The organism is Sphingobacteriales bacterium, from assembly GCA_016699615.1.
GTDB lineage: Bacteria > Bacteroidota > Bacteroidia > Chitinophagales > JADIYW01 > JADJSS01.
Genome location: CP064984.1, coordinates 2,431,340 through 2,451,644, shown reverse-complemented (window position 1 = coordinate 2,451,644; position 20,305 = coordinate 2,431,340). Strand labels below are relative to the sequence as shown.

At 29.8% G+C, this 20,305-nt stretch carries 17 protein-coding genes and 2 pseudogenes; 10 read left to right on the top strand and 9 right to left on the bottom strand.

What is annotated here, in order from left to right; all coding sequences use genetic code 11:
* Positions 1 to 57: 57 nt before the first annotated feature.
* Positions 58 to 723, bottom strand: coding sequence for a (d)CMP kinase (locus tag IPK18_11570; protein QQR97485.1), 666 nt, complete (start codon positions 721 to 723; stop codon positions 58 to 60).
* Positions 723 to 1,640 carry a type IX secretion system protein PorQ gene (gene porQ, locus IPK18_11565; GenBank protein ID QQR97484.1) on the bottom strand — a complete coding sequence of 306 codons (918 nt, stop codon included), beginning with the start codon at positions 1,638 to 1,640 and terminating at the stop codon, positions 723 to 725. Before porQ ends, IPK18_11570 begins: the two co-directional genes overlap by 1 nt.
* A 267-nt stretch (positions 1,641 to 1,907) precedes the next feature.
* Between porQ and IPK18_11560 the strand changes: the two genes are divergently transcribed.
* The 4 genes from IPK18_11560 (at position 1,908) to pnp (ending at position 6,712) form a co-directional block, all read left to right on the top strand.
* Entirely contained in the window at positions 1,908 to 3,284 is a 1,377-nt protein-coding gene (locus tag IPK18_11560; GenBank protein QQR97483.1) for a hypothetical protein, read from the top strand.
* Positions 3,285 to 3,303: 19 nt separating this feature from the next.
* Positions 3,304 to 4,155 carry a hypothetical protein gene (locus IPK18_11555; protein QQR97482.1) on the top strand — a complete coding sequence of 284 codons (852 nt, stop codon included), beginning with the start codon at positions 3,304 to 3,306 and terminating at the stop codon, positions 4,153 to 4,155.
* Positions 4,156 to 4,252: 97 nt separating this feature from the next.
* Positions 4,253 to 4,522: a 30S ribosomal protein S15 gene (gene rpsO, locus IPK18_11550; protein ID QQR97481.1), complete on the top strand. Its 270-nt coding sequence runs from the start codon at positions 4,253 to 4,255 to the stop codon at positions 4,520 to 4,522.
* Positions 4,523 to 4,585: 63 nt separating this feature from the next.
* On the top strand, positions 4,586 to 6,712 hold the full coding sequence (pnp, locus tag IPK18_11545) for a polyribonucleotide nucleotidyltransferase (protein ID QQR97480.1): 2,127 nt from the start codon (positions 4,586 to 4,588) through the stop codon (positions 6,710 to 6,712).
* 17 nt (positions 6,713 to 6,729) lie between these two features.
* Here pnp and IPK18_11540 read toward each other — a convergent pair whose 3' ends face one another.
* A complete protein-coding gene (locus IPK18_11540; protein QQR97479.1) occupies positions 6,730 to 7,659 on the bottom strand; it encodes a bifunctional riboflavin kinase/FAD synthetase in 930 nt (309 codons plus the stop codon).
* A 45-nt stretch (positions 7,660 to 7,704) separates the two neighbouring features.
* Between IPK18_11540 and IPK18_11535 the strand changes: the two are divergent.
* A pseudogene (locus tag IPK18_11535) lies at positions 7,705 to 8,999 on the top strand (bifunctional folylpolyglutamate synthase/dihydrofolate synthase).
* A 60-nt stretch (positions 9,000 to 9,059) separates the two neighbouring features.
* Positions 9,060 to 9,452 (top strand): SRPBCC domain-containing protein, encoded by a 393-nt coding sequence (locus IPK18_11530; protein QQR97478.1) that lies wholly within the window; start codon positions 9,060 to 9,062, stop codon positions 9,450 to 9,452.
* Here IPK18_11530 and tilS read toward each other — a convergent pair whose 3' ends face one another.
* Together tilS and lpxD are read right to left on the bottom strand one after the other, a co-directional pair.
* Positions 9,453 to 10,796, bottom strand: a complete 1,344-nt coding sequence (gene tilS / locus IPK18_11525; GenBank protein QQR97477.1) for a tRNA lysidine(34) synthetase TilS — start codon at positions 10,794 to 10,796, stop codon at positions 9,453 to 9,455. It lies immediately after the preceding gene.
* Positions 10,789 to 11,766 (bottom strand): UDP-3-O-(3-hydroxymyristoyl)glucosamine N-acyltransferase, encoded by a 978-nt coding sequence (lpxD, locus tag IPK18_11520; protein QQR97476.1) that lies wholly within the window; start codon positions 11,764 to 11,766, stop codon positions 10,789 to 10,791. The genes tilS and lpxD overlap by 8 nt, the downstream gene beginning before the upstream one ends.
* A 76-nt stretch (positions 11,767 to 11,842) precedes the next feature.
* Between lpxD and IPK18_11515 the strand changes: the two genes are divergently transcribed.
* Genes IPK18_11515 through kdsA form a run of 3 tightly spaced genes read left to right on the top strand, consistent with a single transcriptional unit; the run spans position 11,843 to position 14,351 of the window.
* Complete coding sequence (locus tag IPK18_11515) at positions 11,843 to 12,295, top strand: hotdog fold thioesterase (protein ID QQR97475.1); 453 nt, start codon at positions 11,843 to 11,845, stop codon at positions 12,293 to 12,295.
* Between the two features lie 10 nt (positions 12,296 to 12,305).
* On the top strand, positions 12,306 to 13,559 hold the full coding sequence (locus tag IPK18_11510) for a replication-associated recombination protein A (protein QQR97474.1): 1,254 nt from the start codon (positions 12,306 to 12,308) through the stop codon (positions 13,557 to 13,559).
* A gap of 12 nt (positions 13,560 to 13,571) precedes the next feature.
* On the top strand, positions 13,572 to 14,351 hold the full coding sequence (gene kdsA / locus IPK18_11505; protein QQR97473.1) for a 3-deoxy-8-phosphooctulonate synthase: 780 nt from the start codon (positions 13,572 to 13,574) through the stop codon (positions 14,349 to 14,351).
* A gap of 118 nt (positions 14,352 to 14,469) precedes the next feature.
* Here kdsA and IPK18_11500 read toward each other — a convergent pair whose 3' ends face one another.
* From IPK18_11500 to IPK18_11485, 4 genes and pseudogenes are all read right to left on the bottom strand, one after another.
* A complete protein-coding gene (locus IPK18_11500; protein QQR97472.1) occupies positions 14,470 to 15,594 on the bottom strand; it encodes an ATP-binding protein in 1,125 nt (374 codons plus the stop codon).
* A 171-nt stretch (positions 15,595 to 15,765) separates the two neighbouring features.
* Positions 15,766 to 17,510, bottom strand: a pseudogene (gene aspS, locus IPK18_11495) (aspartate--tRNA ligase).
* 131 nt (positions 17,511 to 17,641) lie between these two features.
* Entirely contained in the window at positions 17,642 to 18,163 is a 522-nt protein-coding gene (locus tag IPK18_11490) for an MFS transporter (GenBank protein QQR97471.1), read from the bottom strand.
* Between the two features lie 116 nt (positions 18,164 to 18,279).
* Positions 18,280 to 18,831 (bottom strand): MFS transporter, encoded by a 552-nt coding sequence (locus IPK18_11485; protein ID QQR97470.1) that lies wholly within the window; start codon positions 18,829 to 18,831, stop codon positions 18,280 to 18,282.
* A gap of 106 nt (positions 18,832 to 18,937) precedes the next feature.
* On the opposite strand from IPK18_11485, the gene mqnE reads away from it, so the two are divergent.
* A complete protein-coding gene (gene mqnE, locus IPK18_11480; GenBank protein ID QQR99344.1) occupies positions 18,938 to 20,119 on the top strand; it encodes an aminofutalosine synthase MqnE in 1,182 nt (393 codons plus the stop codon).
* The last annotated feature ends 186 nt before the right edge of the window (positions 20,120 to 20,305 follow it).

Here is a 20,305-nt window from a genome sequence, read left to right as displayed (position 1 = left end):
GTTGTTATTATGTAAAAATACGTTTTAAAAAATATTTTCTACTGAACAAATGATAATTTATAAATGAGTTAATTCCAAAGCTTTTTGAGTAATTATATCGATTTGTTCTTCTAATGTAATGTTTGTAGTATCTATTACAATTGCATCATCTACTTTTGTAAGTGGACTATCTGCTCTTGTAGAATCTATATTATCTCTCTTTAATAAATTATCTTTTATTTCCTGAAAACTTGAATCATTAAATTCTAAGTTTAGTTCTTTCATTCTTCTTTTAGTGCGAACATCAATATCTGCAGTCATAAAAAATTTTAATTCTGCATTAGGCAATACAACTGAACCAATATCTCTACCATCCATGACAATTCCTTTTTGTTCTGCCATTTTTTGTTGTTGTTCAACCATTTTTTTTCTTATTAATGATATTGCGCTTACTTCAGATACTAATTGATTGACTTCAACAGAACGAATAGCTGATGATACATTTTCTTGATTGAGTAATATTTCATTTTTATCATTAAAAGTAAGTGATACTTCATCCAATGCAACACTTAGTTTATCTAAATTATTAATATCAATATTATTATTTATACAAAATAAAGTTACTGCTCTGTACATTGCACCAGTGTCAATGTATGTGTAATTTAAGTTCTTGGCAACTATTTTTGCAGTTGATGATTTTCCACATGCAGAATATCCATCTATTGCAATATTTATCTTACTCATTATTTTGCTTTTTTACCGAATTCGTCTAATTTAATCTTCAAAGTTAATAGATGATCATTTCCTGCTTGATGGTATGCCCCAAAAGCATAATCTACTCCAAATTGTTTAATATTTAATCCTAAACCTGCGTTAATGCCAGACATACCTTTTTTGTATGATGAAGCTAATTCTAATCTTCTTAAATGATTGTATCCAAAACGCAAACGCACAGGCTTTCCTGCTTGTATTTCTGTACCAAATACTAAATGGCTAAATAAATTATTGATTATTTCTTTTCTTTTATTTGGTTCATTAGTTCCAAGTAAATTGCTACTACTTTCTTTTGGATAGCTTAGTTTCCAAGTTTGTAAGTGTTGCGCTGTGATTGCTAATGTTAATGGTAACTTTTTGAATGTTTTTGCAAATGATGCATCTAGCTGAATTGGCAATTGTTCTCTAGATTGTTCTTTTGTATATGTTTTTAGTTGTGCGCCAGCATTTTTTAATACAATAGAAAAATATATTTTCTTCTCATTATCATGATAACCTAGTGCAATATCTGATGCTAAGCCTAATGCTGAATAATTTGCTAATTGTGAGATAATGAACTTTAAATTAATTCCGTAGTATAGTTTATTCCAATAATGTGAGCTTCCTACTTGAATATTAAAATCAGACGCTCTAAATGTTCCTAAACTATTGCCACTTATATCTCTGTATTCAAATTTTCCGTACGATGCATATTGAAATGTATATACCAAAGTGGTTTTTATTTTTTTATGGTAATGACCATAATTTAGATTTCCAATATTTATTCCATCTATAAAAAATGCATTTGAAAATGAAATGTGTTTATGCAAACTAGAATCAATCAAACTTGGATTAGATAGAACTAATGATATATCATTAGTTCTAATTGTGGCCAAACCACCACCCATTCCTTCTATTCTTCGCTGAAGGAAATTTTAAGAATTGGAAAACAGACTTACCTCCTATCTGACTAAAAGCGATACTCAAAACAGAATTAAAGAATACAAATAAGAAAATCTTATGCATTTGCATAAAGATAAGTAATAAAAGAAAATTAGAAAATTATTTTATTTGACATATATCAATTGACATATATAAAACATTAAATTAACTTTACAGTAACATTAAACCCAAACATAATGAACCCAAAATTTACAACTTTTATAGTGTGTATAATGTTATTATACACACTAATGTTCTCAAATAATGTATATATTAACACAACATTATTTATTGGAGAAAACACACCAACAAAACTTTTAGATAATATTATTATAGATGATAGTTCTGCTATTATAAATAATACACAAATTAATCTATCAGGAGATCTTATAAAATTAGGCACAAATGATACTGTTTATATTAAAAACATTGAATTTTCAGGAATTTATGAACAAAAAATAGAAGGCGATTTACTAAAAATTGACAGTTTAGAAATTAATAAACCAAGCAATGAACTAAATATTTACAATGATATAAATATACACAATGCAATTATTTTCACTCATGGCAAAATAAATAATTCTTTAAGAACTATTATACTGGACCAAAATGCTAGTATTATTGGAGAGAATGACAGCAATAGAATTATTGGATTATTAAGTAAGGTTGTAATATCAAAAGAACTCAATGCTCCGAATAATCAAAATTTAGGAAATTTGGGTGCAACAATCACAACCAATTCAAATTTAGGCAATACACAAATAGAAAGAATAGTAAATAGCTTTAATTTTCTTGGATTTACATCAGCAGAAAGATTGTATAATATTATTTACAACAATAGTACAAATATAAACGCTCAATTAGTTTTAAAATACTTATCAAGTGAATTAAATGGCAACAATGAAAGTACTTTAGCTATGTATACTTCACCAGATGGCGGACTAACGTGGAGCTTAACATCTGCAAATATTGATTTTGTTAACAAAACCATTACTGCAAATAATTTAAGTCAATTAAAAAGCTACACATTTGCTGAAGTCAGTGGCACACCGTTACCTGTTGAATTTTCAGAATTTAATGCAACATATAATGAAAATACAAATTGCGCTGATTTAAATTGGACTACACTATCCGAGACAAATAATGATTATTTTGTTGTTGAAAAATCATTAGACGGCATAAATTTTGAGGAAATAAACAGAATTAATTCTTATGGAAATAGCAATTTAATACAAGTATATAATACAACTGACTGTGACATAGCAACAGAATTTGTCTATTATAGAATAAAACAAGTAGATTTAGATGAGAAATTCACCTTTTCAAATATTGAATCTGTAAAAATATCAAATATGCAGGTTGCTGAACAAGAAATTAAAATATATCCTACTTTAGTAACAAACCAAAGTTTTTATATTTACAACAAAAACCTAAATCATTTAAATATTAAAATTATAGACTTAAATGGAAATATCATGTATGAAACTTCAACAAAAGAAAGCAAATACAGCATTAACACAGATAATTTATCTAATGCAAACTACTATGTATTATGCCAAAATTTAAATAATAACAAAGTGTTTACAAAAAAAATTCAAAATATTAAATAAAAATAAATACATTAGCAATATGAAAAAACTATTTACAATATCATTACTGACGTTATTAATGGGAATATCGTCATTTGCGCAAAATATGGGTGTAAATACCACAACACCACATGCTACAGCAATGCTTGATGTGGTTTCTAACAACAAAGGTTTCTTACCACCAAGAATGAGCGCTGCTGCAAGAGATAGTATTGTATCACCAGCTGCAGGTCTTATAATTTACTGTACAACTTCAAACTGTTTAAATTTCTTTAATGGAACAGATTGGGTTGAACTTTGTGGTAGTTTAGCACCATCTGCATTTGTTTGTGGTGCAACTTTTATAGACCAAAGAGATGGAAAAGTATATCCATCTGTAAGTATTGGAGGAAAATGTTGGATGGCTAAAGGACTAGCATTCAATGCATCTGGCAGTCAAGCAAATACAGGTGCGTATCATCCAGACTCAGTTGGAAGATACTATCTATGGACAAATGCACTACAAGGCTCACCAGCACTTACATTAGGTGGCACAGGCATTGTAAAAGGTGTATGTCCTACAGGATGGCATCTACCATCAAAAGAAGAATTTGATGCATTATCTGCTGCTGTTGTAGATGATGGCAATACTCTTAAAAGACAAGACCAAGGTGGTGGTACTGGACAAGGAACAAATACAACAGGATTTGGCCAAATATTAGCAGGTAGATATAGTGCATCTACATCAACATTCCAATCTGTAGGTGCAAGTTCATTCTTATGGTCAAGTACAGAAGGTGCAACTACAGCTAGGGCATACTACCAAGCAATGGATAATACATTTCCAGATATTTATGTAATTGAAGGTCCACATGCAAACATATTTTACAATGTCCGTTGTGTTAAAGATTAAAAAAAACTTTAAAATTAAATTAACCTGTGTAGATTTATTTTCTTGTTTAATTAAATAATATTTTACTATCTTTGCACTCTTATTAATTCTAAACATTATGAGTTTAACAACTGAAAAGAAAATTGAAATTTTTAAAGAATTTGGTGGAGCAGCTACCAATACAGGTGCTGTGGAGTCGCAAGTGGCATTAATTACACATAGAATCAACCATATTTCTGAACATTTACGTTCAAATAGAAAAGATCATTCATCTACTAGATCTTTATACAAATTGGTAGGTCAAAGAAAAAAACTACTAAAATACTTATCTAGTAAAGACATCAATAAGTACAGAAGGCTAATTGAGAAACTTAACCTAAGAAAATAAACCAAAATAATGAAGCGAGGCAAAACCTCGCTTTTTTTTTATTACCTTATCCTAAAAAATATTATGATAGAATTTAAACAACAAAAAATTTCATGCAATTACAATAATACTGATGAAGTAACAATAGAAACTGGGAAACTTGCAAGACAAGCTGATGGTGCAGTATTAGTAAAAAAAGGCAATTGCTATATATTAGCTACAGTATGTGCAACAGACAAACCTAAAGAAGGTGTGGATTTCTTTCCATTAACAGTAGATTATCAAGAGAAATTTGCTGCTGCTGGTAGAATTCCAGGTTCATTCCATAGAAGAGAGGCAAAATTATCAGATTTTGAAGTATTAATATCAAGATTAGTGGACAGAGCAATTAGACCTATGTTTGCTGATAACTTTGTTAATGACACACAAGTCTTAATTAGCTTAATTTCGCATGATGAGAATGTAAATCCAGATACGTTGGTTGGCTTAGCAGCATCAGCTGCATTAACTATATCTTCAATTCCATTTGAAGGTCCAATTTCAGAAGTTAGAGTTATTAAATTAGGAAACGATTTAATCGTTAATCCTACACCAACACAAGAAACAGAAGCTACTTTAAACATTATACTTGCTGGCACATTAGATAATATCTTAATGGTTGAAGGTGAAGCAAATGAAGCATCTGAAACAGATTTGATCAATGCTATAAAAACTGGACATGATGTAATAAAACAACACTGTAATGCACAGATTGAATTACAAAAATTAGCAGGCAAAGAGAAAATGGCTGTAGAATTGCCAGAAAGTGACGAAGAATTATACCAATCAGTTAAAGCATTTGCAGAAAATAAAGTGATTGAAATAGCAAAATCGGCAACAGGCAAACATGAAAGAAAAAATGCATTAAAACAAATAAAGGAAGATTATTTAGCAACATTAAGTGAAGAAGCATTAGAAACTTTCAACAAAGGTCTTTTCTCAAAATACTATTCTAAAGTAGAAAAAAATGCAATTAGAAATACAGTTTTGAATGATAGAGTTAGATTAGATGGTAGAAAAACTGATGAAATAAGACCACTGGATATGGAAATTGATGTATTGCCAACACCACATGGTTCTGCATTATTTACAAGAGGCGAAACACAATCATTAACTACTGTAACATTAGGCTCTAAGCAAGATGAGCAAATGATTGATAAAGCTGAGGAATTAACATATAGTAAATTCTTATTGCACTATAATTTCCCACCTTTTTCAACTGGCGAAGTAAAACCAATGCGTGGTACTTCACGTAGAGAAGTTGGGCATGGAAACTTAGCATTACGTTCACTAAAACAAATGCTACCAAGTGATGATGTAAATCCTTATACAATAAGAGTTGTATCTGATATATTAGAAAGCAATGGTTCTTCATCTATGGCAACAGTTTGCGCTGGTTCATTAGCATTAATGGACGCAGGTATTCCATTTAAAAAATTAGTATCTGGAATTGCAATGGGTATGATTGCAGAAAATGGGAAATATGCTATTTTATCTGATATTCTTGGTGATGAAGATCATCTTGGTGATATGGACTTTAAAGTAACTGGAACAAAAGATGGCATTTGTGGTGTACAAATGGACTTAAAAGTTGATGGACTTTCTTACGAAATATTGTCAGAAGCTTTAGAGCAAGCAAGAAAAGGAAGATTACATATATTAAATGCAATGGAACAATGTATTTCTGCACCAAGACCTGAGTTGAAACCACATGTACCAAGAGCTGTGACTTTTGAAATTCCTAAAGAATTTATTGGTGCAGTAATTGGACCAGGCGGAAAAGTAATACAAGACATACAAGAAAAAACTAAGACAGTTGTAACTATTGAAGAGAATAAAGAAAAAGGAATTGGGAAAGTAGTTATTCTATCGAACAATAAAGATAACATGGATGCTGCTGTAACAAGAATAAAAGGTATAGTAGCTGTTCCTGAAGTTGGCGAAGTGTACGAAGGAAAAGTAAAATCTATACTAGCATTTGGTGCATTTGTAGAGTTTATGCCAGGAAAAGATGGCTTATTACACATTTCTGAAGTAGACCACAAAAGGTTAGAAAATTTAGATGGAATACTAAAAGAAGGCGATATTGTACAAGTAAAATTAATAGGTATAGACCAAAAAACTGGTAAATTTAAGCTATCTAAGAAAGCATTAATGCCTAAAGAAGCATAAACATTACTAAAATATAATTAGCTTAAAAGATGTTCCACTTGTTGAACATCTTTTTTTATTTGGTCTTGAAGCAATTCCCAATTATCATATTTAATTTGTGGACGTACATAATCAACAAATATCAACTCTATAGATTTATCATAAATCATTTGATTAAAATCTAAAATAAATACTTCGATAGTCAGTTCACTATTATCAAATACAGTTTCTCTATAACCAATACTCAAAGCACCTTTCAGCAATTGATTATCTATTTTTACCCAAACTGCATACACACCAGATGCTGGAATTAATTTATGCTCGTCAGCAACATCAATATTTGCAGTAGGAAAGCCTAACAGTCTGCCTACTTTATTACCATGAATTACTTTACTTTTTATACTAAATGGATGCGATAAAAATTGATTCGCAATTTTAATATTTCCTTCCAACAATGCCTTTCTAACTTTGGTTGAGCTTACAGAAATCTCATCAATGGTTTGTGCTGGTATTTCTTCTAATTGGTATTGATATTTATCTTTTAATTGTTCTAATAAATGATAATCTCCTGTCCTACCTTTTCCAAACTTATGGTCGTATCCTACACAAATATACGATGGATTAAAATATTTAATTAGTATATTTTTTATATAATCTTCTGCTTCTAAATTTGCCAAATCATTTGAAAATGGTAAGATTACTAAGTTTTGTAATCCAAGTCCTTCTAACAATTCAATTTTCTCGTCAATGGTTGTTATCAGCTTTAAAGTATTATCTTCTGGATGCAAAATCAGTCTTGGATGTGGATAGAAAGTCAATAAAATACTTTCACCTTCTATATTTTTTGCCAAATCATTTATTCTATGTACAATATGTTGATGACCTAAATGCACACCATCATATGTGCCAATTGTCAATACTGCGTTTTTAAATTTTGGCAACGAATCCAATCCTCTGAACACTCTCATAGCTACAAAAATAACATAATTCGTGAAACTTAATTATATTTATACATGCGATACAAGGACAGTATAAATTTTTTATATACACAGCTACCTATGTTTTCTAAAATAGGAGAAAAAGCAATTAAAAAAGATTTAGCCAACACAATTAAATTGTGTGCATTTCTGGGCAATCCACATAAAAAAATAAAAACGATACATATTGCTGGCACAAATGGAAAAGGTTCTACAGCACATGGCTTAGCAAGTATTTTTCAGGCACAAGGCTACAAAACTGGTTTGTACACTTCGCCACATATTATTGATTTTAGAGAAAGAATAAAAATAAATGGGCAACTTTGCTCAAAAAAATATGTTGTAGAAATTACGCAAAAGTTGATGCCAATAATTGAGGAAATTCAGCCATCGTTTTTTGAAATTACAGTTGCTATGGCTTTCCATTATTTTGCACAAAAAAAGTAGATATTGCAATTATAGAAACTGGATTGGGTGGAAGATTGGATTCTACAAATATTATTCATCCAGAATTGTCTGTTATTACTAATATTTCATATGACCATCAAAGTATTTTGGGCAATACGCTTACTGAAATTGCCAGAGAAAAAGCTGGCATCATTAAAAAAAATACGCCAGTAGTAATTGGTCGAAAAAATGCTGAAACAGATAAAGTATTTATAGAAACTTCAAAACAGCAAAATGCAAAATTGTTTTTTAGTGAAGATACAACCAAGCTTATTGAATCGAAACAAAATAATAAATACAATAAGGTACGTTACGCTATAAAATCAAAAGAAAGAAAAATAAAATCTGATTTATCTGGAAAATATCAAGTAGAAAATATACAAACAATTCTATCAAGTATAGATATATATAATAGAAATGCAAAAAATAAAATAAAACAGAAAAATATAGAACAAGGTTTAAGTAATGTTTGTACCAATACAAAATTACTTGCACGATGGCAATGTATTGGCAAAAATCCTAAAACAATTATTGATGTAGCACACAATGAAGATGGCATAAATCATGCATTAGAACAATTAAAAAATGAGCAATACAATCATTTACATATCATTTATAGCGCCGTAAAAGACAAATATATTGATAAGATACTTCCACTTTTGCCAAAAGATGCTACATATTATTTTACTGAAGCTAAAATAGAACGCAAACTTGATGCAAATATTCTTCTGGAAAGCGCAAAAAAACATCAATTAAATGGAAATGCATTTACTGAACCCCAAAATGCATTACAACAAGCTAAGAAAGCATCAAAAAACAATGACTTAATTTTGATAATTGGCAGCTTTTTTATTTTGGAAGATATTTTATCAAAAAAAAGTTAAAATATATTTGGATAAAATAAAAATTTGTTTTTAATTGCACTTCACAATCAATAATCGAATATGGGCAAAAAAATTCCATTTACAGTAGAAAGAACTTTCAGATCATCACCTGCAATTTTGTATAATTTTATTACGACACCATCAGGCTTAGTACAGTGGTTTGCAGATTATGTAGACCTAGACCCAAATGGTGAAGTATTTACTTTTGAGTGGAATGGAGATGAACAAAAAGCAGTTGTTTTAGCTTATGAAGATGATGAATATGTAAAATTACAATGGGAAGATGAAGAAGATGACAAAGCCTATTTTGAATACAGAATAAAAGTTACTGATATTACGAAAGAAACTATACTAACCATAACTGATTTTGCAGAAAAAGCTGATATAGAAAGTGCTAAAGAATTATGGCAAAGTCAACTTAAAGACTTGGCAAAGGCTTTAGGAAATGGATAGTTAGCAAATAATTTTCATTTTTAAGACTTGTTTTGTATTTGCTGTTACTTTAAATCTATCATCAATAGCATAGCCAACCAACCACAATGCGCGCTCATTTGAGAATACAATAGGTGTGTTTTCTTTTTCTAATAAATTTAATTTTAAGTCTCTAAAATATTTTGAGATTTTCTTTTTTCCAACTTTGCTTTTATTCTTTGCTTTTCCAATTCCAAATGGATAAAAATAATCGCCATCTTTTAAATTTCTAACTACAATTGGAAAATCTATACAATCTACATCTAAGTATGCATAGTTTTTATTTTCTTTTAAATTCAGTTTTTCAATTGGAACCAAACTACACTGAATCGTAAAATTATTGAATATTATTTGATTTGGAATTTTATCAAAACATAGAATATTATTTTTCACTTCACTAATTGATGAAATAATTAATTCATTTCTATCAATAATCATTCTATGTGTATCAGAAAAAAATTGCGCACTAATATTTTTATGATTAACTACATTATTTAAAACATCATTTGTAAAACCAAAATCTTTGAGCAAATAATACAAAACCGTATCTCTTGATGAATGATTTTTAATGTAATTAATTTTTACATATACAACACCATCTTTTTCTGTCCAACATTTTTTCTTTATTTGTTTGATTTGCGTTTCCAACAACAAAGAAATATCTTTCATTCTTTGACTAAAATCATCTATATTATAAACTATACTTGAATTGATTTCATTTAGTATTGGTAATATTTGATGTCTTATCTTATTTCTTGTATAATCTATACTTTCATTGCTACTATCTTCTCTAAATTCAATCTTATTTTCAGTAGCATAATTCAAAATTTCTGCTTTAGAAATTTGCAACATCGGTCTTACAATAAAATTATTTTTTGCTTTCATGCCAATCAAACCATTCAATCCAGTGCCTTTTGCAAAATTCAACAAAATAGTTTCCAGTTGGTCATCAGCATGATGTGCTGTTACAATAAAATGGATTTTATTTTCTATTCTTATTTGTTCAAACCATTCATATCTTAAGTTTCTTGCAGCAACTTGCGTAGATATTTTATGTTCTTTTTTATATTTCGTAGTATCAAATTCTTTTATAAAATATTTTATATTATTTTCTTCACAATATTTTTTCACAAATGCAGTATCAGCATCACTCTCCGCACCTCTCAATTTAAAATTACAATGCGCGACTAAAATATTATATTCTAACTTTTGTAATATATCTAAAAGCACCATAGAATCTACACCACCACTACATGCAATTAGTAATGGTGTGCCTTTATTAAATAAATTATTCTTTGCTATATATTGTTCAAACTTATCAATCATTAAGATTAGATTTTTTTAATGCTTCAATTTCTTTTTCTAAGCTCATTATTTTTTGTTGCATTAAAGGTAAGTTTTTAAACACTATTGATGATTTAAAAAATGATTTCAACTCAAATGCTGGTGAGCCACCAACTACACTTTCTGCTTTTTGAATACTACTAGCAATACCACTTTGTGCATTAATTTTAGTATAAGGTGCAATGCTAATATGACCAACAAAACCAACTTGCCCACCAATCATACAATAATTGCCAATTTTTGTAGAGCCAGCAATTCCTGTTTGTGCAGCAATTACAGTATGTTCTCCAATTTCTACATTATGTCCAACCTGAATTAAGTTATCCAATTTCACACTTTTTCTAATTATTGTAGAACCCATTGTTGCTCTATCTATACATGTATTTGCGCCAATTTCACAATCATCTTCAATTACTACATTACCTAATTGTGCTATTTTTGTATACGAACCATCTTTTTGTGGTGCAAAGCCAAATCCATCTGCACCAATTACTGCGCCAGCATGAATAATAACATTATTACCAATTACACAATTATCATAAATACACACATTAGGATACACAATACAATCATTGCCAATTTGCACATTTTTACCAATATACACATTCGGATATACTTTTGTATTTTCTCCAATAATGTAATCTTTGTTTTGTTTTATTTGAAAAATATCCAAAAGCTTTGGAAGAATTTGGTATGCATCATCTACCAACAAAAAACCACCTTTTACATCACAAGCAATCTTTTTATCTTTAATAATATTATAAATATGTTTTGATATTAATAATGCACCAATTTGCACAGTTAACAATACATCTATATATTTCTCATTAGCTAAAAATGAGATTGTTTCTGCATTTGCTTCTTCTATCTTCGATGCCACGTGAATTTCGTAATCTGGATTTCCAATAATTTCAGCATCTACCAAGCTTGCGATATGTCTTAATGTATACAAATTTTGTTATTTACAACAAAAGTAAAAAAATATCAGTAATATTTAATTGCTCTATACATTATCGTATATTTTATCTATGTTTGAAATAAAAAAGAAAATGAGAATTTGGAAAAGAGATGAAATTACTTTGGATGCTTTGCAACTCAGAAGAAAAGGCACAATGATGGAATTTCTTGAAATTGAATACACTGAAATTGGTGATGATTTTATAAGAGCCAAAATGCCAGTAAATGAAAAAACAAAACAGCCTATGGGCATTTTGCATGGTGGTGCTCATGTTGTATTAGCTGAATCATTAGGTAGCCTTGGAGCAAACTTATGCTTAGACAACACACAAGAATATGCAGTAGGTTTAGATATCAACTCAAATCATCTAAAAAGTGTGAATAATGGCTATGTACATGGCATTGCGAAACCAATTCATATTGGCAAACAAACACATGTTTGGGAAATAAAAATCTACAATGATGCTGAGCAATTATTAAATATCTCAAGACTGACTATGATGGTCATGAAAATTGTAAAATAAAATATAAACCATGAAACCACTTGCTGAAAGAATGCGACCAAACTCTATCCAAGAAATTATTGGACAACAGCATCTTTTGGCTCAAGGTAAAGCTTTTAGAAATCAATTAGAATCTGGCAATGTACATTCTATGATTTTTTGGGGACCACCAGGTGTAGGAAAAACAACCTTAGCAAGGCTAATTGCACAGTATAGTAATTTGCCTTTTGAACAAATGAGTGCAATTGCTGCTGGTGTAAAAGAAATTAGATTGATTATAGATGAAGCTAAAAAATTTGGTAGAAAAATATTATTCATTGATGAGATACATAGATTCAACAAATCACAACAAGATGCACTACTTGGTGCAGCAGAAGACGGAACACTTATATTAATTGGTGCAACAACAGAAAATCCATCCTTTGAAGTAAATGCTGCATTACTATCAAGATGTCAAGTGTATACTTTAAGCGCATTGAGCGAAGAAGAATTGATACAATTATGCAATGATGTTTTGGAAAAAGATGAATACTTTAAAGAAAGAAATATAAAAATAGCCGAATATGATGCATTAATATATTTTTCAAATGGTGATGCAAGAAAGTTATTGAACATTTTGGAATTAGTATTTGAAAATACAAGCAACCCAAATAATATTACTAACAAAGAAGTAGAAGAAATAATACAAAATAATATTGCGAGATACGATAAAAGTGGCGAACAACATTATGATATCATATCAGCTTTTATAAAATCTATAAGAGGTAGTGATGTAAATGCTGCCTTGTATTGGATGGCACGCATGATAAATGCTGGCGAAGACCCAAAGTTTATTGCACGTAGGATGCTCATCTTAGCATCTGAAGACATAGGTAATGCAAACCCAAATGCATTATTATTAGCCAACGCAACATTCGATGCTGTAACGAAAATTGGTTATCCTGAATGTAGAATCATACTTGGACAATGTGTTGTGTATTTGGCAAGTTCAGCAAAGAGCAATGCAAGCTATGTAGCCATCAACAATGCAATTGCATTGGCCGAAAGAACAAGTAATTTATCTGTTCCACTGCATTTAAGAAATGCTCCTACCAAACTTATGAAAGATTTAGAATATGGTAAAAATTATAAGTATGCACATGAGTATGAGAAAAACTTTATAGAACAAGAATTTTTACCTAAAGAAATATCTGGAACAAAATTTTATGAACCAGGAAGAAATGCAAGAGAAGAGGAATTGAGAAAATTTTTAAAAGAAAGGTGGCAACAAAAGTATAATTATTAAACTAATATATAAATGCACAACAATACAAATAGTTTTTTTTTAATTGCTGGGCCATGTGTTGTAGAAAATAAAGCTATTACATTTGAGATTGCTGAAAATTTAAAAACAATTACAACTAAACTCAATATTCCATTTTATTTTAAAGCATCTTATAAAAAAGCAAATAGAACATCTATACATTCTTTTTCTACGATTGGCGAAGACAAAGCAATTGATATTTTAAAAAATATAAAAGAAATATTAAACTTAAAAATAGTAACAGACATACACGAAACATCTGATATTAAAAAAATAAAAAATATTGTGGATGTGATACAAATTCCGGCTTTCTTGTGTAGACAAACAGAACTTTTGATTGCTGCAGGAGAAACTGGAAAGATTATAAATATAAAAAAAGGACAATTTGCCAATGCTACACAAATGCAATTTGCCAGAGAAAAAGTTTTATCAACTGGAAATAATAAAATTTGGATTACAGAACGTGGCAATAGTTTTGGCTATGAAGATTTGATTGTTGATTTTAGAAATATTCCTATATTAAAATCACAAGGCAATAATGTAGTATTAGACATTACGCATAGTTTGCAACAACCCAATAAAGAAAATGGCATTACGCATGGGCAACCACAATTTGCAGAAACGTTGGCTAAATGTGGTATTATAGCTGGTGTTGATGGTATATTTTTAGAAACGCATCCAAACCCAGAACTTGCACTAAGTGATGGCAAAAACATGCTTAGATTAGATACTATTGAAGATATGTTAAGAAAACTACTAGCAATAAAAGTATAATTATTTTGGATTACATTCCTAAATAAACATAATAGTTTTGGATTACATTCCTAAATAAACATACTTATTTTGGAAAATCATAAAAGACAACATTAGTATTAATAACACTAATACGCTATTATATCAAGAAATTTTCTATATTATTTGAAGTAATCAACAAATTATCAGAAGGATAGGCATTTAAAAAAGTGTTAGAAATTTTATGTTTAGACTTTGCGTTCCATTTTATTTCAACAGCAAGATACTTTTTTTGATGTTTCTCTATATAGTCTATCTCTTGTTGCTGTGTGGTACGCCAAAAGAAAGTATCGTATGCTAAGTGTTTTTGGTATAAATATTTTTTTCTTTCGCTAATTACATAGTTTTCCCATAAAGCACCTACATCATTTCTACTATGTAGTGGTAAAAAATTTCCAGTAATAGCGTTTACAATACCATTATCATAAAAATATATTTTTTTACCTTTTTTAATTTCATTTCTTACATTTTTATTCAATGCAGGTAATTTGAAAACCACAAATGCTTTTTCTAATAAATCTATATATTTTTCAATTGTTTTGTTGTCTGCACCAACCAACTGACTTAATTCATTATAATTCACTTCACTTCCAATTTGCAACGCAAGAGCTTTTACAATTTTTTCTAACAATACAGGCTTACCTAATTGTTCTAGTCTAAATAAATCTTTATATAAATAACTACTAGCTAATAGCTTAATATGTTCCTCAGCATCCTTAGGCTTTACTACTATTTCAGGATACGAACCATAAATTAATCGTTGGTCTAATTGTCGTTTTTCTTCTATAATTCCAAACTCTTCAACTAATTCATTAAATGAAAAAGGGAATAAATACATCTCATACTTTCTGCCTGTTAGTGGTTCATTGGTTTTATTAGCTAATTCAAATGCAGATGAGCCAGTTGCAATTACTTGTACAGTTTTTATTTGATCAACAATAATTTTTACAACAATTCCAATATCATTGATACGCTGAGCTTCATCTATAAATAGAACATCGTTCTTTCCTATTATATTTTTCAGTTTGGTCGAATTGGGTTTTCTAAGCAATTCTCTTGTATCGTCATCATCGCCATTTAAATGCAACACTTTTTTCTTTTTATTCTGAGCCAATAACTGTGCTACGAAAGTAGATTTTCCTGCTTGTCTTGGACCAAAAATCAGCAATGCTTTGCCTTTAAATAATCGATCTTGCGCATATTTGAGTTGCGTGCGTACTATCATAACTTTGGATTTCAATCCTAAAAATACATAATAATTTTGGATTACAATCAAAATTAAACATAATTATTTTGGATTTAATCCTAAAAATAAAATTCCCTAAAATTACTTTCAGCAACATCTATTGGAAAATAAATCAAATACAAATTATTTTATGAAAATATTATTGTTTACCTACACCATAGTCTTTATATTCAGCTCTTTCATCTGTTTTTCGTCTATGGTGCTTGGTGCATCTAACATTACATCTCTGCCTGAGTTATTTTTTGGAAATGCAATATAATCTCTAATAGAGTCTACGCCATTCATTACAGCACATAATCTATCGAAACCAAATGCTAAGCCGCATGTGGTGGTGCACCGTATTCAAATGCATTCATTAAGAAGCCAAATTGTTTTTGTGCTTCTTCATCTGTAAATCCTAAACGTTCAAACATTTTTGCTTGTAGCTGCTTGTCGAAAATTCTTATAGAACCACCGCCAACTTCTACACCATTAATTGCTAAATCATATGCATCTGCACGCACACGAGCTGGATCAGTATATAAAAATTCTATGTCTTCTTTTTTTGGTGATGTAAATGGATGGTGCATTGCAAACCAACGATTATCTTCTTCTATGTATTCTAACAATGGAAAGTCTAATACCCACAATGGTTTGAATACGTTTTTATCTCTCAATCCAAGACGGTTGCCCATTTCTAATCGCAACTCATTCATTTGCTTACGTACTTTGTCTGTATTACCACATAGTACCAACAACAAATCGCCTTGTTTCATCTGTGCTGCATCTGCCCATTTTTTCAATTCATCTTCATTATAAAATTTATCTACTGAAGATTTTAAAGTGCCATCAGAATTATATCTTAAATAAATTAAGCCTGTTGCTCCAATTTGTGGACGTTTTACAAAATCTGTTAATTCATCTAATTGTTTGCGTGTAAACTCTGCACAATTTTCTGCATTAATACCAATGACTAATTCTGCATTATCAAAAACACCAAATCCTTTTCCTTTTACAATGTCATTCATTTCTACGAATTGCATTCCGAAACGAATATCTGGCTTATCGCTGCCATATAATTTCATAGCATCATCGTATTGCATACGTGGGAATTCTGGCAAATCAATATTTTTTACTGTTTTGAAAACGTGTTTAATTAAACCTTCGAACATATTTAAAATATCTTCTTGCTCTACAAATGCCATTTCGCAGTCTATTTGTGTGAACTCTGGTTGTCTATCTGCACGCAAGTCTTCGTCTCTAAAACATCTTGTAATTTGATAATACTTATCAAATCCTGAAACCATCAATAATTGTTTGAAAGTTTGAGGTGATTGTGGTAATGCATAAAATTGTCCTGGATTCATCCTACTTGGCACCACGAAATCTCTTGCACCTTCTGGTGTAGATTTTATTAGAAATGGTGTTTCTATATCTAAAAATCCGTTAGCATTTAAGTATGTACGCACTTCATGTCCAACTTTATGTCTGAACATAATTTTTTCTTGTACTTCTCCCCTTCTTAAATCTAAATACCTGTATTGCATTCTTAAATCATCGCCACCATCGGTTTCATTTTCTATAGTAAATGGTGGTGTTTTAGACTCAGATAAAATTCTAAAATCATTAACTATTATTTCGATATCTCCAGTAGGATTTTTAGGATTTTTATTAGAACGTTCTACAACTTTTCCTTCTGCTTGAATTACAAATTCTCTTGCAAGGTATTTGATTTTATCAGCAATAATTGGATTATTATCACGATTGAATACTAGCTGAGTAATGCCATATCTATCTCTTAAATCTAAAAAGATAAGTTCTCCAAAGTTACGTGTTGTTTGTAACCAACCTGATAATTGGACTGCTTTGCCAACATCAGAAATGCGTAATTCTCCACAAGTATGCGATCTATACATAAAAAATTATTAAGTATTTAGTAATAAGTAGAAAGTTTTTCTTTGCTACCTTGTTGCGAAAATAAGAAGATAAATATTAATTTGAAGTTAATGTTTATATGATGAATTTTGGAATAGAAAATGTACTATATTTAATCTTGTTCTCTGATTTTTACTCTTTTTGCTAAGAATATACATAGAATACCAACAACAACTGTGATATAACTTAAGATAGAATAATTTTCAATGGTGCCGTCTACTTGGTTTTTGGATAAAATTAATCCACCTATAGATACTGCAATACCTTCGCTAAACTCAATAATTGCTGAACGAATTGCTAAAAACTTTGACCTTTGTTGTTCTGTTGGTGCGCCTGTTAATAAAGTCATTGCTGCCATCATTCTTCCTGAACTAAATACAAACAACATTGCGCACAATACAAGCGACAAAACTAAACTGCCTCTTTGTAAATGTGCAATTGCCAAAATTGGAATAAATGACAAAATGATTAGAATAACAAAAGATTTATATTTTCCTATCTTGTCTATTTGCATACCAACATAAGATGATGATAGTGCAACACACAAACCACCAACAACATACATTAAAGTAGTATCATTCTTAGTAAACTTTAAATTTTCTGTTAGATATGGATTAACAAATGAGATAAACATAAAATGTCCAACAATTAAAAAGAAGACTAAAACTAATGCATTTAATATATTTTTATCTAATACTAAATCTTTTATATCATTAAATTTAATTTTAGATTCTTGTCTGATGTATTTCTCTAATGATGGAATAATTCTATTTGCAAAAAGAATACAATTAAACCTAGAACACCAATAACTCTAAATGGGAAAAACACATCTGAATATTTACTAATTAATAAACCTAGCGGTATGCCTACAATAGATGCCATACCAAAAGCCATATTGAGTACGCCCATTGCTTTTCCTCTTCTACTAAATGGTACTAAATCTGAAATAATAGCAATAGTAACGCAGCCTAGTATTCCACCAAATGCACCAGTGATGAATCTTGCGACAAACATCATATAAAAATTTGCAGCAAATGAGCAAAATATACTACCTAATGAAAATAGAAAAAATGCAGTCATTAATATTTTTTTTCTATCGTATCTATCAATATATAATGTAGCTAAAAATGCAGAAGTACCAGCAGCAATTGAATATGCAGAAATGAGTAGACTAAATTGACTTGGCTGAATGCTATAGATATTCATAAAATCAGCACCGAATGGCATCATCAGCATAAAGTCTACAACAGCACAGAACCACATAAATGTAAGTACATAAATTATCTGCTTTTCATTTTCCATTACTCAAAAATACATTAGTTAAAATTTTATTTTTCTAGAAATACAAACCTTAACTCAACAATAATTTTATTTTATTGTTTGATATCAGTAATTTTGAATTATGAATATGGTGGAAAAAGATAATATTGAAACAATCTTAGCGTTCAATAATTCAGATAAAAACTTACAAATAATTACATCAAAAGTTTTAAATAAAGAACGTATTTCTTTTGACGAAGGTGTGTATTTATACAAACATGCAACACTAGGTTTTGTTGGTGCTTTAGCCAATTATATTAGAAATTACAAACATGGTGACAATACATATTTCAATAGAAATTTTCATATTGAACCTACAAATATTTGCGTGTATACTTGCAAATTTTGCTCTTATTCTAGGTTAATAAAACACAGAGAACAAGGTTGGGAATATTCGATAGATGACATATTAAACATTATAAAAAAATACGACAATCAGCCAGTAACTGAAGTGCATATAACTGGTGGTGTTGTGCCAAAGCAAGATTTTAATTTTTATCAAGAATTATTCAAAGCTATTAAAGCACATCGTCCAGATTTGCATATCAAAGCATTGACACCAGTAGAATACCATTACATATTAAAAAAAGCAAAACTAACATACAAAGAAGGTTTACAAATTATGAAAGAAGCTGGCTTGGATTCTTTGCCTGGTGGTGGTGCAGAAATTTTTGATGAAAAAATTAGAGAAGAAATTGCTGGCGGAAAATGTAGTGCAGAAGAATGGTTGGCTGTGCATGAAGCTGCGCACAGTATTGGAATTCCAAGTAATGCAACGATGTTGTATGGTCATATAGAAACTTTTGAGCAAAGAGTTGACCATATGGAAAGACTACGACAACTACAAGATAAAACTGGTGGTTTCAATGCGTTTATTCCATTAAAATTTAGGAACCAACATAATGAAATGCAACATCTACCTGAGGTAAGTATTGTTGAAGATTTAAGAAACTATGCTATTGCTAGAATATACTTAGATAATTTTGAGCATATAAAGTCTTATTGGGCAATGATTGGTAGAAACACAACACAGCTTTCATTAAACTTTGGTGTTGATGATGTAGATGGTACTATTGATGATACTACAAAAATATATTCGATGGCTGGAAGTGAAGAGCAAAAGCCTGCGATGAATACTTATGAGTTGGTAAAACTAATCAAAGATGTAGGCAGAAAACCAATAGAAAGAGACACATTATACAACACTATTAAAGATTATTCTGACGAAATTTTTGAAGAAGATGAGCAGAATAAAGCCAGAATGTATTAATAAATCTTGAAAAAAAACCGTAGACCTAACTAAAAACAATGCTCATTACATTAATTTTTAGGTGTTAAGTCTACGGCCTTTAAAATAGTAGTTTAAGTTAGGTAGTTAGTTAGTTTTCATGCTTCTACTACTTATGCTGCGAATACATCCAACACATTACAAAGTTATATCTTATTATTATTATTA

What these genes read in the sequence shown, in the direction of transcription:
- rpsO (QQR97481.1), top strand. Translation starts at nt 4,253, where the DNA reads ATGAGTTTAACAACTGAAAAGAAAATTGAAATTTTTAAAGAATTTGGT.
- mqnE (QQR99344.1), top strand. Translation starts at nt 18,938, where the DNA reads ATGGTGGAAAAAGATAATATTGAAACAATCTTAGCGTTCAATAATTCA.
- porQ (QQR97484.1), bottom strand. Translation starts at nt 1,640, where the DNA reads ATGGGTGGTGGTTTGGCCACAATTAGAACTAATGATATATCATTAGTT.
- IPK18_11530 (QQR97478.1), top strand. Translation starts at nt 9,060, where the DNA reads ATGGGCAAAAAAATTCCATTTACAGTAGAAAGAACTTTCAGATCATCA.
- IPK18_11540 (QQR97479.1), bottom strand. Translation starts at nt 7,659, where the DNA reads ATGAGAGTGTTCAGAGGATTGGATTCGTTGCCAAAATTTAAAAACGCA.
- IPK18_11555 (QQR97482.1), top strand. Translation starts at nt 3,304, where the DNA reads ATGAAAAAACTATTTACAATATCATTACTGACGTTATTAATGGGAATA.
- IPK18_11485 (QQR97470.1), bottom strand. Translation starts at nt 18,831, where the DNA reads ATGGAAAATGAAAAGCAGATAATTTATGTACTTACATTTATGTGGTTC.
- kdsA (QQR97473.1), top strand. Translation starts at nt 13,572, where the DNA reads ATGCACAACAATACAAATAGTTTTTTTTTAATTGCTGGGCCATGTGTT.
- IPK18_11490 (QQR97471.1), bottom strand. Translation starts at nt 18,163, where the DNA reads ATGTTTATCTCATTTGTTAATCCATATCTAACAGAAAATTTAAAGTTT.
- IPK18_11560 (QQR97483.1), top strand. Translation starts at nt 1,908, where the DNA reads ATGTTATTATACACACTAATGTTCTCAAATAATGTATATATTAACACA.
- IPK18_11570 (QQR97485.1), bottom strand. Translation starts at nt 723, where the DNA reads ATGAGTAAGATAAATATTGCAATAGATGGATATTCTGCATGTGGAAAA.
- tilS (QQR97477.1), bottom strand. Translation starts at nt 10,796, where the DNA reads ATGATTGATAAGTTTGAACAATATATAGCAAAGAATAATTTATTTAAT.
- IPK18_11515 (QQR97475.1), top strand. Translation starts at nt 11,843, where the DNA reads ATGTTTGAAATAAAAAAGAAAATGAGAATTTGGAAAAGAGATGAAATT.
- pnp (QQR97480.1), top strand. Translation starts at nt 4,586, where the DNA reads ATGATAGAATTTAAACAACAAAAAATTTCATGCAATTACAATAATACT.
- IPK18_11510 (QQR97474.1), top strand. Translation starts at nt 12,306, where the DNA reads ATGAAACCACTTGCTGAAAGAATGCGACCAAACTCTATCCAAGAAATT.
- IPK18_11500 (QQR97472.1), bottom strand. Translation starts at nt 15,594, where the DNA reads ATGATAGTACGCACGCAACTCAAATATGCGCAAGATCGATTATTTAAA.